The organism is Treponema bryantii NK4A124 (assembly GCF_000421345.1).
GTDB lineage: Bacteria > Spirochaetota > Spirochaetia > Treponematales > Treponemataceae > Treponema_D > Treponema_D bryantii_B.
Window position 1 is genome coordinate 363,593 of record NZ_ATWV01000002.1, and the last position, 15,548, is coordinate 379,140.

Consider the following 15,548-nt stretch of genomic DNA (forward strand, 5'->3'; position numbering starts at 1 on the left):
CTTTGATACGTATTTAGACTTTAGGCTAACTGACGTTTAATCCCCGTTTTACGTGCAGCGGGCGGTCTGAATTACCAGTCTTTTGCAGTATGGATTCTGTTTCCTTGTTCCTCTGCATCGGGCGATTTATAACGAATTATTTTAATAGAGGTATTTTATGTACGCAACTATTGAATTTAAGGGCAAGCAGTACAAGGCTGAGAAAGACGTTGTCCTTACAGTAGATAAGCTTGATGCTGAAAAAGGTTCAAAGATTGACATTGATACTGTTCTTCTCGTAAGCGATGGAGACAAAATCAGTGTAGGAACTCCTTATGTTAAGGGTGCAAAGGTAACTGTAGTTGTTGAGGATTCTTTCCGCGATAAGAAGGTTCTCGTATTCAAGTACAAGTCAAAGAAAGACTATCATCGTTTGATTGGTCACAGACAGCAGTATACAAAGGTACGCGTTGAGTCTATCACTCTCGCATAATTAAATAAGGAGATTACTATGGGAAGAACACGTGGTGGATCTGGTGCAAAAAACGGACGCGATCCGAATCCAAAAAGCTTGGGTATAAAAAGATATGCTGGTGAATCTGTAACTGCAGGTTCTATCATCGTAAAGCAGCGCGGAACAAAATTCTACCCTGGAGCAAATGTTATGAAAGCTGGTGATGACAGCCTTTTTGCTACAGCAGATGGAAAAGTAGTTTTCGGTGAAAGAAATAACCACAAGGTTGTTTCTGTTGAAGCTGCAAAATAAGTTCAGTTTTTACTGAATATGAATGCCCGGTAAGTAAAAGTGCCGGGCTTTTTTTTTGGAGTAATTATGATTGGATTTGCAGATGAAGCTTTGATAGAGGTGCGCTCAGGTAACGGCGGCAACGGCTGTGTTGCCTTCCGGCGCGAAAAATATATTCCTCATGGTGGTCCTAACGGCGGTGACGGCGGTAAGGGCGGTGATGTTATTTTTACTGTAAAGCGGAATCTACGAACTCTTGCAAATATCCGTCACAAGCACTGTTTTAAAGCACGAAACGGCGGCGACGGTCAGGGCTGGAACCGCTACGGTGCAGACGGCGAAGACTGTGTAATTCCTGTTCCTCCTGGAACAACAATCCGCGACGCCGAAACAGAAGAAATCATTTACGACTTTTCAACCGCTAAAGGTGACGAATCTTTTACCTTCCTCAAGGGTGGTAACGGCGGCTGGGGTAACGTTCACTTTAAGTCTTCAACAAATCAGGCACCAAAACAGGCTAACCCGGGACAGAAGGGCGAGACCCGCTTTCTTAAACTTGAGCTTTCTATTATGGCAGATGCCGGTCTGGTAGGCTTTCCTAACGCCGGAAAATCATCTCTCCTTACTTTCTTTACAAATGCCCGTCCAAAGATTGCGCCTTATCCTTTTACGACAATCATTCCAAATCTTGGTGTACTCCGCGTAGACGACGAATCAGATATCATCATTGCAGATATTCCTGGAATCATTGAAGGCGCCAGTGAGGGCCTTGGTCTTGGAGACACCTTCCTTAAGCATATTACCCGTACAGCCTGCCTTATTTTTATGATTGACTGTTCAGACGAAAATTACCTTACGGCCTACGACACTCTCTGCAAGGAGCTTCGTAATTATTCTGATAATCTTATGGAAAAGCCACGCATTGTTCTATGTAACAAAATTGATGTTGAAGGTGCTTTTGACCGCGCTGTTGAAGTTCAGGAAAAAATTAAGGCTGCAGAGCCGGACACTGTAGTTATTCCGGTTTCAGTTCATACAGGCCGCGGCATGAAGGATGCCCAGCATCAGATTATGGAACTGGTTTCTAAGCAGGAAAAACGTGATATGTCGGCAGCTGCAGATGCCGGAATCGGCGACAGTGCAGCAGAAAATGCAAATCAGTTTGGAAGCAGTTTTATGAAAGACCGTGCCTATATTGACGATGACGATGATAATGTTCAGTACCCGGGAAGCGAGCAGTAATGAAAATAGCAGTATTCGGCGGAACCTTTAATCCTCTTCATGTTGGTCATGCAATGCTGGCAGATACAATTATCCGCGAGCTTGGCTACGACAAAGTGCTCTTTGTTCCAACCTTTCAGCCACCGCACAAGGATGCTTCGAAAATAATTTCAGCTCAGCACCGCTTAAAAATGATTGAAGATTTTTGTGCCAGCGAGGGCAGCGGCCACTTTGAACTCGAAACCTGTGAGGTTGACCGGGGCGGCATTTCTTACACCTCAGACACCCTCGAATATCTTACAAAAAAATATGAAGGCAAACTCAGTAAAAAACTGGCCTTTGTAATGGGAGATGAGGTTGCGGCAGAGTTTGATAAATGGCGTAACCCGCAGAAGGTAAGCGCACTTGCCGACCTCATTATCATTCACCGCTACCCGGATGTAAAGGCTATGGAATCAAGCCTTTATGCAAATAAGCCAAGCGGCGACTACAAGGGAGATTTTTCAGTTAAATTTGATTTGAAAAACTTTAAGTATCCCTGTATTTACGTTGAATCCCCGATGTTGCCGGTTTCTTCTACAGATATCCGCCGCCGCATCAGCGAGGGCAAAAGCTTTAGATATCTTGTTCCGCCGGCAGTTTTTGATTATATTATAGAAAACAACTTGTATGATTGATTATATAGAAAAGACCGAAGAAATCCGTGCCTTTACCCAGGCGCATGTAAAAAAGAGCCGCTACGAGCATTCTGTTCGGGTTGCAGAAACCTGTGCCCGCATGTGCCGTCAGTACGGACTTGACTGGCGCAAGGGCTATCTTGCGGGAATCGGCCATGACATGTGTAAAGATTTTTCCAGCGAGGAGCTTTTTGAACTTGCTGCCCGCGATGGAAATGAAATAAGTGATTTTGAAAAGAAAAAGCCGGCACTGCTTCATGGACGTGCAGCCGCAGTTATGCTTAAGGAGCATTTTAAGGTTTACGACCCGGAGATTCTTGAGGCAGTTGCAAATCATACTTCCGGAATCATCGGAATGTGTGATCTTACAAAGTGTCTTTTTCTTGCAGATAAAATTGAACCGGGTCGACCTCAGTCTACAGAGGAGTACCGCGCAAATCTTTTTGCAATGAGTCTGGATGAAATGCTTTATTCTGTGCTCGAAGAAAATTATGAGTATCTTATAAAACATAATGTGGAAATTCAGCCCGGAACAAGGGAAATGATAAATTATTATGCTCAGCAGAAAAGTGAAAAATGAGGGGGAAAGCTGACTGATGAGAAAAATCAAAATTCGAGATGAACAAAAGGGAATTATTTTTATTGCTCTTATCATTATAACAGCGGTGGCACTTTCCTTTGTGTTTGCCTTTTCTCTTAAAACAAATACTGTAGAAGATGCGCTTAAAGAAAAGGGGATTATGCGTACCCTTTTTATTATAGAAGATGATGATTCAAGCATGCTTTTTTCAAGTGTATTGATTTATAATCCTTCTTCTAACAAAGCGGCTCTTGTAAATCTGCCTGGTCATACAGGTGCAATTTATCAGTCTCTTGGGCGTGTAGATAAACTGCAGAAAGTTTATTCCGAGGCCGGTGTAATCAGCTTCCGTAATGAGGTTGAAAAGCTTCTGGGAATGACAATCCCTTATTACGCAATTATAACGCTGGAAAATTTTATTAAGATTTCAGACTACCTTGGTGGTATGCGTGTATTTATTTCTGAGCCGGTAGACTGCCTTTCGGAAGAGGGTGAGAGATGGCTGCTTCCTTCCGGTGCTATTAACCTTGATGGTGATAAAATCAATACTTATCTTCATTACAGACTGGAAGATGAAACAGAAGCTGATGTTCAGGAAAGATATCAGAATGCCATGGCTGCTTTTATTACCGGAATTCACGATAAAAAATTCGTTATTTTCCAGAAGGCAAACCGAAAACGCTACCTTGATTTTATCAAGACAAATCTTAAGGAAGAAGAAGAGACAACGCTTTTCGACGCAATTGCAGATGTTGATGCTGAATCAATAATCAAGCAGACAATTACAGGCTCGCTTCGCCGTGTAGATGGTCAGCAGCTTTTGATGCCTGATAATAACGGTGAGTTCATTAAGGAAGCAGTAAAGACAACAACAAACCTTCTGGCTTCTACAGATGGAACTCTTACCAGCCGTGTATATGTACTGGAAATTCAGAACGGTACTACAACTCAGGGCCTTGCTCGAAATACTGCAATTCTTTTCCAGAATGCAAGTTATGATGTATTGAGTCCTGTAAATGCTCCAAGAAATGACTATGAAGAAACTGTAATCATAGACCATATCGGAAATATGGAAGTTGCAAAAATTGTCGGTGAGTTTATCCGATGTTCAAATATCAGGGAAGCTACCCCTGAAGAGGAAGCCGAAAGTTCAAGCCTTGATGCGGGCGTTGACTTTACGATTATCCTTGGTAGAGATTTTGACGGACGTTATGTTGTTCCGTCTCGAAGGTAAGCGCAGATAAAGCGCAGGTGGTAATTATGAAAACAATGGAAGAAAAAGCAAGAGAAATTGCAAAGTTGATGGAAGATGGAAAGGGTAATGATGTTACTCTTTTGGATATCAGCGGACTTAACAGCTGGACAGATTATTTTGTAATCGTAACAGTTACATCTTCTGCTCACTGGCAGGGACTCTATAAGCAGATTAAAGAATACATCAAGGATAATGACCTTGAGATTCACGTTACAAACCGCAAGAGCCCGGACGGCGACGACTGGAACCTTATTGATTTAGGCGCCATCGTCGTACACCTTATGTCTGAGTCTGCCAGAACTTTCTATGATTTGGAAAAGCTCTGGCACGCCGGAAAAACAATTGATTTCCGAGCCTAACGAAAAATCCGGTGGTTGAGTGATGCGGAGCATCGTATCGAAACCACCATAGAAATCTTTATATACATCGGTGATTTCGATACGTCCTTCGGACTACTCAATCACCGATGTATATCTATTTATTTTGTTACCTTCTTCTTCATGAAAATCAAGAATCCCAACAATACTGCCGCACCGAAAATCCATGAGATGATGGCACTTGCGACAAGTCCGATTCCCTGAGTAATTCCGGCAACAATGTATGTGAGGAAGCTTACTACAGCAACTGTAATGGCGTAAGGCAGCTGAGTTGAAACGTGTTTTACGTGTTCACACTGAGCACCCGCGCTGGCCATAATTGTTGTATCCGAAATTGGAGAACAGTGGTCACCACAAACCGCACCTGCCATACAAGCAGAAATTGAAATAATGCGCAGTGGATTTCCCGGTGCAAAAATTGCAATACAGATTGGAATAAGAATACCAAAGGTTCCCCAGCTTGTTCCTGTAGCAAAAGCGAGGAAGCAGGCAACTACGAAGATGATTGCAGGAAGCATCATCTTAAGACCTGCAGCAGAACCTTCCACAAGACCAGCTACATATTCCTTAGCACCAAGGCTGTCTGTCATAGCTTTAAGTGTCCAGGCCAGAGTCAAAATCAAAATAGCTGGAACCATAGCCTTAAAGCCGTCTGGAACGCAGAGCATGCTGCTCTTGAAAGAAAGAACCTTGCGGCAAACATAGAAGATGATTGTAATAATCAGGGCTGCAAAAGAACCAAGCACAAGGCCAACAGAAGCATCTGAATCAGAGAATGAAGAAATGATGTTGAGGAAGTTTGCATTTGCTTCAGTTGTTCCGTCTTCGAGTACGTTGAACTTTGTAAAGAAACCGCCTGTATAAATCATTCCGAGAATACACATAACAATCAAAACGATGATTGGGAGAATCAGGTCAATTACACGGCCATTTGCATTTGCTCCATCTTCAACTTCGTCAGAATCATTGTTCATAACTTCAAGAGCCTTTTCATACTTAGACATTTCGCCGTATTCAAACTTCATGAATACCATTGCAAACATCATTAATATAGTAAAGAAAGCGTAGAAGTTGAAAGGAATAGCCTTGCAGAAGAGGGTAAAGCCGTTTTCACCTTCGCTTACAAAGCCTGCTACTGCTGCAGCCCAGGAAGAAATCGGTGCAATGATGCAGACTGGAGCGGCAGTAGAGTCAATCAGATAAGAGAGCTTTTCTTTTGAAAGACCATACTTGTCTGTCATAGGGCGCATAACCGAGCCTACAGTAAGACAGTTGAAGTAGTCATCAATAAAGATAAAGATACCAAGCACGATTGTAGCAATCTGTGCACCGGCCTTTGTCTTGATGTGTTTTTTAGCCCAGCGGCCGAAAGCAGCAGATCCTCCAGCCTTGTTCATAAGGGCAACCATAATTCCAAGAACAACGAGGAATACTATGATTCCTACGTTCCAGCTGTCGGAAAGCTGGGCAATCATACCGTCTTTAAAGATGTGATTGAAGAAGCCAGGGAAGCCGGCTGCAGTTTCAATGGCGTAGAAAAGTCCGCCGATTACAATACCAATAAAAAGGGAAGAATAAACTTCCTTTGTCCAGAGGGCCAGAGCAATGGCCACGATTGCAGGCACAAGGGCCCAGAATGTTCCTATCATTTTTTATTCTCCACGTTTTTAAAGTCAGTTGCGAGCGGTTCCTTAACGCCGTCTTTTTCCAGCTTTTCCAGAACTTCAATTGCATAATCCAGTTCCTCAAGCTGTGTAGCAGCGCAGTAAGTTTTTATCTGTCGCAATGCTTTTATAGCTTTTTCGTTTGTCATAATTTCCTCCTGAGAAATATTATAACACACGTTTCCCGTCATTGCGAGTGAAATACCCGTCATTGCGAGGAGCGAAGCGACGTGGCAAGCCATTTGCGAAGAGAATTCCATATTGACAAAAAGTGTTAAAAATGTCATTTTGTAGAAGTGCCTTTTGGCAGAATATTCTTACAGGGGTAAAAGATGAAAAAATATGCATTTTTATTTCCGGGACAGGGTGCACAGGTTCCGGGCATGATTAAGGATATCTGTGATGCTTATCCTGAAGCACGTGCAGTTGTAGATCAGGTAACAAAAATTACCGGCGTTGATATGCCAAAGCTTCTTTGGGAGAGTGATGCGGCAACTTTGAGCCGTTCAGATAACAGTCAGCTTGCAATTACAACTGCCTCGCTCGCAGTTATGGCTGTTTTGAAAACAAAAGGTATTGAGCCAAGTGCCGCAATGGGCTTTTCTCTTGGAGAATTCCCTGCTTTGTATGCAGCCGGCGTTTTGAGCTTTGAAGATGTAATTAAAGTAGTTCGCGAGCGCGGACTTATCATGCAGGCAACATGCGAAAATATTGCAAAGGCAAACGAAGGTCACGCACCTGGTATGACAGCTGTTCTTGGGCTTCCACCAGAGAAGGTAGAAGAGCTTGCTAATGGCATTAAAGATGCTTATGCAGCAAACCTTAACAGCCCTGTTCAGACAGTAGTAAGCGGAACAGCTGATGCTCTCGAACAGATTGAAGCAAAGGCAAAGGAAGCAGGTGCCCGCCGTGCTCTTCGCCTTGCAGTTGCAGGACCTTTCCACAGTCCTCTTATGCAGGAAGCAGCTGATAATTTTGAAAAGGCAATTGCAGGTGTTACCTTCAATAATCCGGATAAAACTCTTTTCAGCAACGTAACAGGTAAGGAAGCAAAGGACGGAGCAGAAATCAAAAAGAATGCCGTTCTCCACCTTACAAATCCTGTTCGCTGGACATCGGAAGAAGCCGTTTTGAACGACCTGATTAAAGCAAGCGGCGACGAATGGGAACTGATTGAACCAGGTGTTGGTGCTGTTTTGACAGGCCTCTGGGGAAAATCAGGATTTGCTGAGACTGCAAACTGTATTGCAGTGAATAGTGCTGACTCTCTCGGAACTCTATAAGTGAATAAATAGTGTCATTCCACGGCTTGACCGGGGAATCTAGATTGTCCGGTCAAGCCGGACAATGACATAAATTGTTATATTAAGGATAAAAAAATGGCAAGACGTGTTGTAATTACTGGAATGGGAGCAATCACTCCTCTTGGAAATACTGTAGAAGAAACCTGGGCTGGAATTAAAGCCGGAAAAAGCGGTATTGGTCCAATCACACTTTTTGATGCATCTGTAAACAAAGTTCACTATGCAGCAGAAGTAAAAAACTTTGATCCTTCTTTGTATATGGATTCAAAGGATGCCCGCAAGATGGCTCGCTTTACACAGCTTGGTGTAGCTGCTGCAAAGATGGCTCTTGACGATGCTGGCCTTATGGGCAATCAGGAAGTTCTTGATGAAACTGGAATCATTCTTGGTGTTGGAATCGGCGGTCTCGAAGAGACAGAAGCAGACGTTCTTGGAATGGGAAGAATGGGTGGTGTAAAAACTAATCCTATGGCTATTCCAAAGCTTATTCCAAATGAAGTAGGCGGAAATATTGCAATTAACTTTGGCGTTCACGGTCCTGTTCAGTCAATTGCAACAGCATGTTCTTCTGGTACAGATGCTCTTGGAGTTGCTTTTGATATGGTAAGAAGCGGCCGCCTCGACTGCTGTCTCAGCGGTGGTGCAGAATCAACAATCTGTCAGTTCGGTGTTGTTGGCTTTGAAGTTCTTCATGCTCTTTCTACAGGTTTTGATGATGACCCGACAAAGGCAAGCCGTCCTTTCGACAAGGACCGCAACGGATTTGTAATGGGCGAGGGCTCTGCAATTCTTATTCTCGAAGAGTATGAGCACGCTAAGGCTCGTGGTGCTAAGATTTATGCTGAAGTTGCAGGTTATGGTGCTTCTTGTGATGGTTACCATCTTACAGCTCCAAATCCAGACGGAATCTGCGGTTCAAAGTGTATGACACGTGCCCTCAAGGATGCCGGAATGGATCCAAGTGAGATTCAGTACTACAACGCTCACGGAACTTCTACAATGAAGAATGATTCGAGCGAAACAAATATGATTAAGATTGCCTTTGGCGAAGAAAATGCCCGCAAGCTTAAGATTTCTTCTACAAAGTCTATGCACGGTCACTGTCTTGGTGCCACAGGTGCTGTAGAAGCTATGATTTGTGTAAAGGCAATCAACGACAGCTTTGTTCCTTGTACAAAGAACCTTGATAATCCTGATATTGAAGGCGGCTGTGACCTCGACTATACACCAAACAAGGGCGTAGAGATGAACATTGATGCTGCAATGTCTGCAACATTTGGTTTTGGTGGACACAACGGTGCAATTATTATCAAGAAAGTAAAATAGTTTCAGACTGACACACTTCGTGTGCAGTCTAAACCGTTTAATCTCCCGACAACCTTCGGTTGCGGGAGAAAGTAATTTCGTCCCGACAGGCTGCGCCTGCGGGACAAATCATAAGGATTTAACAATGCCACTTACTACTGATATAAAATCATTACTTCCACACCGCGAACCATTTTTGTTTGTAGATTCTATTATTTCTGCAGACGAAAAAGGCTGCGTTTGTGAGCATACATTTACAGAAAATGAATTCTTTTTCAAAGGACACTTTCCTGAATACCCTGTAGTTCCTGGAGTTATTCTCTGTGAAACTATGGCACAGGCAGGCGGCGCGGCTTTGCGTTACCTGAATATAGTTCCTGCTGATGGACTTTTCTTCTTTGCCACATTGGACAAGGTAAAATTCCGCAATCAGGTTCGCCCTGGCGACAAGGTTCGCATGGAAATCGAATTCCTCCGCAACAGTCCAAAGATGATTAAACAGGCCGGCAAAGCCTACGTAGGCGACACCTTATGTGCCGAGGCTGAATGGATGTGCCTCGTCGGCGCAGCGAACTAAGTGAGCGAGCCGACGAAGTACAATAACTTCCTTACACAACGCGGCGCCGCAGGCGACGCATGTGTTTGGTAGGTTCTGCGCAATAACATAGCCCTGTCATTGCGAGCCCGAAGGGCGAAGCAATCCATTGTTATGACTACAATATTTATGTAGTCAAACGGCCAGAATTCATATATAATAGAGAGAAAATGAGAAGGGTAAAGAGTTTATTCCATATTTTCATAATCTCTCTATTATTAAACGGCTTTTCTTCCTGTGCACTTTTTGAAAATGATGTTGCAGACTTCATGGAAAAATACACAGAAACAGCCGCAATTGAACAGCACACCTTCAGCATAGAAACTTACACCAACGCTGCAAACCAGCTCTGTATTCCTTCTGATCAGGATGTAGAAATTACCTTCTACATGCGTAACCCGAAACAGTTTAATCTTGTTCCTTCTGTAAACTTTGAAAATCTGGACGGCCAGATAAGCCGTTCTGCAGTCGGCATTGAGCAGACAGAATTTGCAATCATAAACCTTACTCTGCCACAGGACTTCCTTATTCCGGCAGACGAAGGAAAAGACATAACTCCACTCATCAATCTTTACGAGCCAATGAGTGGCCGTGACTTTGACCGCTATTCAGTAAGCCTTAGCTGTAACTCAAAGCCGCCTGCAATTTTAAATCCGACAATCTTAAACAAGGGTAACCAGACCTTCGTAGTTGCCTTTGACATGCCTAACGAAGAAGAAGTGGCTATCCGCCATAAAGACCTTGCTTCTGTAGAAATTAACGGAGTAAGCTATCCGGTTCAGGTTACTACAGAAACAGACTCAACATCAGACCCGGAACATCCTAACCTGCAGGTAGCCCGCTACACCTTTACAGATGCTCACTTTAAGCGTTCTTACAGCAGCAGCTACATCACACTCAAAGGAAAGGCCTTTGAACACAAGACAAATAACTCTGTTTACTTTGAAACTGACGATGCCTTTACAAACGGCGACAAGGAATATTCAATCATCCTGCGCGATTCAGCAGGCCTTACAAGCGAGGTTAAGGCTTCTACAAGTATTTCAAAACTTGTAAAACCTGAAATCTTAGACAGAGACGGGGCTCCTATAGCGGAAGGCCTTCTTGCAGCCGCTCCTTATGACGAAGATACAGAAAAGGGTGTAATTACAATTATACCTCCAACAGAAGACCACCTTGGAAACCCTGTAAGCGGCACAACCGTTTACTACAAGGTTTACGAGGCAACAGGCAGCGGCCGTATCTACACAAGCGGCACTACAACCACTGCAAAGACCATAGAGCTTCCTCAGAACACCTACCGCGTAGAAGCTTACGCAAGTCTTACAAACTACGAAAACTCAGCAACAAATACAGTTAAATTCCGCTTTATGAACAGCGTTATTTATGTAGAAGCAGTAACATCGACTTCAGATTCTAATGCCTCTAACCTTACTACAGGTGATGGTTCTATAGCCGCTCCGTTCCCTACAATTGCAGATGTTATTGAAGATATCAATAGAAACCGAACAGGTAACGACAGAAAGCCTAAGTATACAATCTACATCAAGGGTGACTTTACATCTCCAACTTACGGTATGCAAGATCCTACAGCTCCTCAAGATTACGGAAGCATTATTCTTGATAGTATCGAAACAGATGAACTTATCTTCAAGAAGTGGCAGGGTGCATCGGAAGCTAAGCTAACGGGTATAAACGTGGCTCCAACTTCAACACTCCAGAAGGTAACAATTGGGGATATTACAGTAACTAACAGCAGTGGTGACGGTATTACACATAGCAGCAGCAATACGCTTATAATTGATGGAACAACAATTACTGGCTTTGCTCATGCAATACAACAAAATGCTGGTTATCTTACAATCAAGAATTGTAATATTTCAAATACTAACATAGGTCTGTATGTTAATGAGTGTACCCGCTGTGATGTTCAGGGCGGTGTATTTGAGTCAAATAATTCAAATGCCATTTATTATTCTAATGTAAGTGGTACCTGTACAATTTCTGGTGGAACAATCAAAAATTCAATTAGTACAGGTGGTCCAGGTATTGTAATTGAAAACTCTACATGTACAATTTCTGGTGTTACTATTACAAATTGTGATGCTGGCGGTATTGAGTTAACAGGTACTTCAACACTCAATCTTTCTGGTGGTACAATTACAGGAAATAAGCCATTTGGTATTAATGTTAATAGTGACAGCACACTCAAGATTCATGGAAATCCTAAAGTAACCGGCAATACAGTAAGTAGTGGCACAAGCCCTGCAAACGTAATAATTACAAAGGACAAGACAATAACTATAGATGGTCCATTTACTGCAGGTGCAAGAATTGGTGTAACCACACACACTGATAATGAGCCAACTGCTATCGGTCAAACTTATCCATTCGCAACCGACTACACTAACTCCGGCTCTCCATCTCAGTACTTTACAAGCGACAGAGGCTTCAGCATTGTTGGTGGCTCAGGTGGTGCTGTAAGCATTGCTAAATCCGGTTCAAGCGGCGGCCAGTATCTGGCTACAGATTATAACTTCACCTTTGCGGCAAGCAGTAACGGGGCAATACCAGGTCAGACAAAGGCTATGACTATTACTCCAACAATCACTAGAACAGAACCTGGAAGTACACCGGCAACAAATATAACCTACGCATCAATTGCAGATGATGTTACCTGGTCTGTATTGGTAAAGAACGGTGGAACTCAGGTTGCATCATTTACAAGTAACAGCTTCACCTTCCCTGCAGTGCCAGAGGGTAACTACAAACTCCTGGTAACCGCAACTTACCTTGGCCAGCCACACGGAGCCGAGTTTGACATAGCGGTTAATAACAGTGCCGAAAACGTTGCGGCTTATATCAGCAGCCTCACTACTGCCGGAACTTACAATGTTGTTGTTGAAGGGCCGGTGGGGGCTAGTGCTACACTGGGCAGCGAAGGGGGACTTGCTAAAGTTGCAAACGCAATTAGAAGTTTAACAGAAGGACCTGATAGAGGAGTTAGAATAAATCTTGATGCAAGAGCTACTATAAATTCTGATTTTATTGAAGATTATAACGATGGAATGTATTTTAATAGTAGCGGGGCTTTAGTCTCTATTGCGCTTCCAGACTGGATGGAATACCTGGTTACAGAACTCTTTTTAGATTGCGATGGTCTTGAAAGTATTGAAATTCCAGATACAGTTCAGCTTATTATGTCTTCAGCCTTTGATGGCTGTAGCAGTCTGACAGAAATAACTCTGCCTGCAACAATAAGTGGAAGTGTTGATGACCATGGAATTGAGGAAGGTGCATTTGATCGTTGTACTTCTCTAGCAACAATCAACTTTACAGGAACAATAGACCAGTGGAAGCGAACAAGGCGTGAAGTCAATTGGCACAGAAACGTTCCCGCAACCGTAGTTCACTGTATAGACGGCGACTGCGGTTTGGATTCTATTCTGCCATTAACCGGCGGTGTTACAGTATTGGGTGACATTCCTATAATAATATCGTCGTCGCAAGTATTGACTGCTGAGAGATGCCTTTCTTTTAATAATTTTTGGGTAAGCGACCATGAAACGACACAAGCTGAATATGTGGCTGTAATGGGAATAAACCCAAGCAGTTTTAATGGCAGTTCAGGAAAAGAACCTGACTCTGGTGAAATACAGGAAAACCGTCCTGTAGAAAATGTAAGCTGGTATGATGTCCTTGTTTACTGTAATAAGAGAAGTATGGCAGAAGGACTTACCCCATGCTATACAATGAAAAAAGCTTTAGCTCCTACAGTAGATTCAACAAATCCTGATGACTGGGGAACTGTACCAACTTCAAGCGATACAAGATGGGATGCAGTAACCTGTAACTTTAATGCAAACGGCTACCGTCTGCCGACAGAGGCAGAATGGGAATACTGCGCAAGAGGCGGAGACATTTTAAGAGATGACATGGCAGTCGGAGAGACTTACTACTGCGGAACAAGCGATGAAAGTGACCTTGAAAATTATGCCTGGTATAATAGAACTACAAATGTAAATAGCAAAACTCATGAGATAAGAAAAAAGCACCCGAATATAAAAGGACTTTACGACATGAACGGTAATGTAGCTGAATGGTGCTGGGACTGGTATGCGGCCCATATAGATAGGGATATGCCTGCAACCGGTTGGCCGTCGGGCGGCACTGAACGCGTTAACCGCGGTGATAGTTGGAAAGATTCTAGCTGTGATTTGTTTGGGCGTGATTGTTTTCCTCCGTATGAGCATTTCGACTCATTAGGCTTCCGAGTAGTCCGCACCATTCCGTAATCCCCGCAGACATGTCATCCCCATCTTGCGCAAGTCATGGGGCTTTCCAACAAGTCTTGTCATGTCGAACTTGTTTCGACATGCTATTTCAGGGCTTCAAGAACTTTACCAAGCGGGGTATTCATCTTTTCGGTTGCACGTTCATCACCATATTCTTCAACTATCTGACTGACCATTGAGGTTATGCTTTCACAGAAACAGATTCTTTCACTAATTCCCGAACTTGTTCTTCGGTCATATTAAGGGATTTTGCGATAATTTCTATTGAGACTCCATTTGCATAAAAGTTTCGAGCGGCTTCCTCAGCTTTTTCAGAGCGGCCTTCATTTTTTCCTTCGGTAAATCCATCTTTGTGCCAGATTCTTTTTGCTTCTTCTTCATCAATTTCTGTCAAACACATGCCGATTACCTCCGCTCTATGTATTTTGAAAAAGCCTTCCAGTAAATTTTCTTTTATTGCTTCATCTACAGCCATTTCAATCGCCTGTTTTTTCTCAATTCCTGCTTCTATGTTTGTAGTAATCATAGAAACAAATTTTACATAATGATACAACGGAATACAGCTTTTGTTAAGAGTGCCATTATGATTAGGATGAAGATTTATTATTGTAGCGGTCCATTGAAAATCTCCTGATTCATCCTTACTTAAAAAAGAATCTGATAACTTCATTTTCCAACGTTCCGGCTGTTTTGGTCCTCCATGATAAAATACATAAAACTTTGGAGTAGGAATCATAACTCTTGAACAACTAATAAGATTCTTGTCATTTTCGCTAAGATAAGTCTGATATAGTATTGCAAAATACATATATCCTCTCAGTGGCATGTTTGGATTATAAGAACTTTGTTCTTCAAAAAGATTCATTTCTGTATCTATAAGAAAAGAAATATCATTGTGCATTGTTATGTAAATAACATTTTCAATTGTATTAATTTTCAATTCATCTGGATTCTTAAATTCTGTTCCATTCAAAGCGTTATATAGTTGAAGCCGCCACCTTTTGCTTTGTTCTGTATCTTTTCCAAATATGAATTTGAATAGTCTGTCTTTGTATTCTGGATTCCCCAATGATTTTACCTGATTTTCCATTTCTTTCTCCTGTAATCTTATTTGAACATAGTGCCGCCGCGAGGCAAGCGGTTTTCTCTACATATAATATTGTCCAAACTTGTTCATTTTATGCAGTTTTTTTTGGAAAAAATTTGTGAAATTTGTGAAATGTAACTTGTAAATAATAATGTCGCCAGTTTCTTTAAACTGGTGATATTTTTTTATATTGGAATCTTAAAATTCATACCTATATGTTTTTGAAGTTCCAATTCTGGAGTTGACCCTTTAAGGATTTTTCTCGGATAGTTATTCATCCATTCCTGAACTTCAGCAAAAAGTTTTGGATTCAATTTAGAAAAATCTGTTCCCTTTGGATAAAATCGTCTGAATATCCTGTTGTGATTTTCATTAGTTCCTCGCTCACTTGCACAATAAGGATGCGCAAAATACAAACAAGTTCTTTTTCTTCCATCCTTAGAATTTTCAATTCCTGAGAAATC

Annotated in this window: 14 protein-coding genes and 1 pseudogene; 11 read left to right on the forward strand and 4 right to left on the reverse strand. The window is 42.4% G+C overall.

The features are described 5' to 3' along the window. The first annotated feature begins 157 nt into the window (after positions 1 to 157). The 7 genes from rplU (at position 158) to rsfS (ending at position 4,816) form a co-directional block, all read left to right on the forward strand. Positions 158 to 472: a 50S ribosomal protein L21 gene (rplU, locus tag G626_RS0103115; RefSeq protein WP_022931337.1), complete on the forward strand. Its 315-nt coding sequence runs from the start codon at positions 158 to 160 to the stop codon at positions 470 to 472. A gap of 18 nt (positions 473 to 490) precedes the next feature. Continuing rightward, positions 491 to 745, forward strand: coding sequence for a 50S ribosomal protein L27 (locus G626_RS0103120; RefSeq protein WP_022931338.1), 255 nt, complete (start codon positions 491 to 493; stop codon positions 743 to 745). A gap of 66 nt (positions 746 to 811) precedes the next feature. Continuing rightward, positions 812 to 1,966, forward strand: coding sequence for a GTPase ObgE (obgE, locus tag G626_RS0103125; protein ID WP_022931339.1), 1,155 nt, complete (start codon positions 812 to 814; stop codon positions 1,964 to 1,966). Further along, the gene (gene nadD / locus G626_RS0103130) at positions 1,966 to 2,622 is read left to right on the forward strand and encodes a nicotinate (nicotinamide) nucleotide adenylyltransferase (protein ID WP_022931340.1); all 657 of its coding nucleotides are present in this window, start codon (positions 1,966 to 1,968) and stop codon (positions 2,620 to 2,622) included. The genes obgE and nadD overlap by 1 nt, the downstream gene beginning before the upstream one ends. Then, positions 2,615 to 3,202, forward strand: a complete 588-nt coding sequence (yqeK, locus tag G626_RS0103135; protein WP_022931341.1) for a bis(5'-nucleosyl)-tetraphosphatase (symmetrical) YqeK — start codon at positions 2,615 to 2,617, stop codon at positions 3,200 to 3,202. The genes nadD and yqeK overlap by 8 nt, the downstream gene beginning before the upstream one ends. A 16-nt stretch (positions 3,203 to 3,218) precedes the next feature. Continuing rightward, positions 3,219 to 4,436 carry an LCP family protein gene (locus G626_RS0103140; RefSeq protein WP_022931342.1) on the forward strand — a complete coding sequence of 406 codons (1,218 nt, stop codon included), beginning with the start codon at positions 3,219 to 3,221 and terminating at the stop codon, positions 4,434 to 4,436. Positions 4,437 to 4,462: 26 nt separating this feature from the next. Continuing rightward, positions 4,463 to 4,816 (forward strand): ribosome silencing factor, encoded by a 354-nt coding sequence (gene rsfS, locus G626_RS0103145; RefSeq protein WP_022931343.1) that lies wholly within the window; start codon positions 4,463 to 4,465, stop codon positions 4,814 to 4,816. Positions 4,817 to 4,935: 119 nt separating this feature from the next. On the opposite strand, the gene G626_RS0103150 is transcribed toward rsfS, so the two are convergent. Then, complete coding sequence (locus tag G626_RS0103150; protein ID WP_022931344.1) at positions 4,936 to 6,483, reverse strand: Na+/H+ antiporter NhaC family protein; 1,548 nt, start codon at positions 6,481 to 6,483, stop codon at positions 4,936 to 4,938. Next, entirely contained in the window at positions 6,480 to 6,647 is a 168-nt protein-coding gene (locus G626_RS18175) for a hypothetical protein (protein ID WP_196800451.1), read from the reverse strand. Before G626_RS18175 ends, G626_RS0103150 begins: the two co-directional genes overlap by 4 nt. Before the next feature lie 183 nt (positions 6,648 to 6,830). Between G626_RS18175 and G626_RS0103160 the strand changes: the two genes are divergently transcribed. The 4 genes from G626_RS0103160 to G626_RS17205 all read left to right on the forward strand — a co-directional run bounded on the left by G626_RS0103160 (position 6,831) and on the right by G626_RS17205 (position 13,997). Further along, the gene (locus tag G626_RS0103160) at positions 6,831 to 7,781 is read left to right on the forward strand and encodes an ACP S-malonyltransferase (protein WP_022931346.1); all 951 of its coding nucleotides are present in this window, start codon (positions 6,831 to 6,833) and stop codon (positions 7,779 to 7,781) included. A gap of 96 nt (positions 7,782 to 7,877) precedes the next feature. Then, positions 7,878 to 9,128, forward strand: a complete 1,251-nt coding sequence (fabF, locus tag G626_RS0103165) for a beta-ketoacyl-ACP synthase II (protein WP_022931347.1) — start codon at positions 7,878 to 7,880, stop codon at positions 9,126 to 9,128. Between the two features lie 124 nt (positions 9,129 to 9,252). After that, positions 9,253 to 9,684 (forward strand): 3-hydroxyacyl-ACP dehydratase FabZ, encoded by a 432-nt coding sequence (gene fabZ, locus G626_RS0103170; RefSeq protein ID WP_022931348.1) that lies wholly within the window; start codon positions 9,253 to 9,255, stop codon positions 9,682 to 9,684. Between the two features lie 188 nt (positions 9,685 to 9,872). After that, complete coding sequence (locus G626_RS17205; protein WP_022931349.1) at positions 9,873 to 13,997, forward strand: SUMF1/EgtB/PvdO family nonheme iron enzyme; 4,125 nt, start codon at positions 9,873 to 9,875, stop codon at positions 13,995 to 13,997. A 181-nt stretch (positions 13,998 to 14,178) separates the two neighbouring features. On the opposite strand, the gene G626_RS15230 is transcribed toward G626_RS17205, so the two are convergent. Beyond that, positions 14,179 to 15,087, reverse strand: a complete 909-nt coding sequence (locus G626_RS15230) for a hypothetical protein (protein ID WP_022931351.1) — start codon at positions 15,085 to 15,087, stop codon at positions 14,179 to 14,181. A 182-nt stretch (positions 15,088 to 15,269) separates the two neighbouring features. Further along, positions 15,270 to 15,548 (reverse strand): annotated as a pseudogene (locus G626_RS18180) (IS30 family transposase); the annotation flags it as partial.

What these genes read in the sequence shown, in the direction of transcription:
- G626_RS0103140 (WP_022931342.1), top strand. Translation starts at nt 3,219, where the DNA reads ATGAGAAAAATCAAAATTCGAGATGAACAAAAGGGAATTATTTTTATT.
- G626_RS15230 (WP_022931351.1), bottom strand. Translation starts at nt 15,087, where the DNA reads ATGGAAAATCAGGTAAAATCATTGGGGAATCCAGAATACAAAGACAGA.
- G626_RS0103120 (WP_022931338.1), top strand. Translation starts at nt 491, where the DNA reads ATGGGAAGAACACGTGGTGGATCTGGTGCAAAAAACGGACGCGATCCG.
- obgE (WP_022931339.1), top strand. Translation starts at nt 812, where the DNA reads ATGATTGGATTTGCAGATGAAGCTTTGATAGAGGTGCGCTCAGGTAAC.
- rsfS (WP_022931343.1), top strand. Translation starts at nt 4,463, where the DNA reads ATGAAAACAATGGAAGAAAAAGCAAGAGAAATTGCAAAGTTGATGGAA.
- fabZ (WP_022931348.1), top strand. Translation starts at nt 9,253, where the DNA reads ATGCCACTTACTACTGATATAAAATCATTACTTCCACACCGCGAACCA.
- nadD (WP_022931340.1), top strand. Translation starts at nt 1,966, where the DNA reads ATGAAAATAGCAGTATTCGGCGGAACCTTTAATCCTCTTCATGTTGGT.
- fabF (WP_022931347.1), top strand. Translation starts at nt 7,878, where the DNA reads ATGGCAAGACGTGTTGTAATTACTGGAATGGGAGCAATCACTCCTCTT.
- G626_RS0103150 (WP_022931344.1), bottom strand. Translation starts at nt 6,483, where the DNA reads ATGATAGGAACATTCTGGGCCCTTGTGCCTGCAATCGTGGCCATTGCT.
- G626_RS17205 (WP_022931349.1), top strand. Translation starts at nt 9,873, where the DNA reads ATGAGAAGGGTAAAGAGTTTATTCCATATTTTCATAATCTCTCTATTA.
- rplU (WP_022931337.1), top strand. Translation starts at nt 158, where the DNA reads ATGTACGCAACTATTGAATTTAAGGGCAAGCAGTACAAGGCTGAGAAA.
- yqeK (WP_022931341.1), top strand. Translation starts at nt 2,615, where the DNA reads ATGATTGATTATATAGAAAAGACCGAAGAAATCCGTGCCTTTACCCAG.
- G626_RS18175 (WP_196800451.1), bottom strand. Translation starts at nt 6,647, where the DNA reads ATGACAAACGAAAAAGCTATAAAAGCATTGCGACAGATAAAAACTTAC.
- G626_RS0103160 (WP_022931346.1), top strand. Translation starts at nt 6,831, where the DNA reads ATGAAAAAATATGCATTTTTATTTCCGGGACAGGGTGCACAGGTTCCG.